A 669-nucleotide genomic window follows, 5' to 3' on the forward strand; every position below is an offset into this window, starting at 1 on the left:
TCCTCAGCTCGCCACACACCTGCCAGACTAAGCCGGGCACCCGTGGATGGTGCGCAGCGGGCCCGAGTTTCGCGGGATTGCACGAAACGCCGGACGATCGGCCCTTCCTCCCCCGTGGCCGGATTCGCGGATCCATCCACCGATCGTGCCCGCCGCGCTGCGGCGTCCGAACGGCGTGATGAGGATGAGGGAATGAGCACAGCCACCAGCACCGTGTACGACGGCCCGGACTCGATGTCGCGGCCGTCGATCTCGGGGTAGGCCGCCTCCTGCTCGACCACGAAGACGCTCACTCGCAGCCACAGCAGGCGGTACAAGGTGAGCGGGGTGATCGCTGCGACGGGCGCGCGGTGAAACGTGACGACCATCCCTCGACGCTATCGCGCCTCCCCGCTAACCTGACCCCGAGCACCGCCCTCACTCACCGCCGCCCACAGGAGAATCGATGTCGTTCCAGGCCTACCTCGATGCGGTCGAGAAGAAGACCGGACTCACCCCGCGCCAGCTCATCGACCTCGCGCAGGAGCGCGGGTTCGGCCCGGGCACGAAGGCGACCCCGATCCTGGAGTGGCTCAAGGAGGAGTACGACCTCGGGCGGGGCCACGGCATGGCTCTCGTGCACGTCATCACCAAGGGAATCAGAACGAGATCGAGGTGTCGATGAACTCG

At 67.1% G+C, this 669-nt stretch carries 2 pseudogenes; one reads left to right on the forward strand and one right to left on the reverse strand.

The annotated features are described in order from the left end of the window. Positions 1-368, reverse strand: a pseudogene (locus I5G_RS26655) (hypothetical protein); the annotation flags it as partial. A 77-nt stretch (positions 369-445) separates the two neighbouring features. On the opposite strand from I5G_RS26655, the pseudogene I5G_RS23785 reads away from it, so the two are divergent. Beyond that, positions 446-637, forward strand: a pseudogene (locus I5G_RS23785) (DUF4287 domain-containing protein); the annotation flags it as partial. Positions 638-669: the final 32 nt, after the last annotated feature.

The organism is Microbacterium sp. B19, assembly GCF_000333395.1.
Taxonomy (GTDB): Bacteria; Actinomycetota; Actinomycetes; order Actinomycetales; family Microbacteriaceae; genus Microbacterium.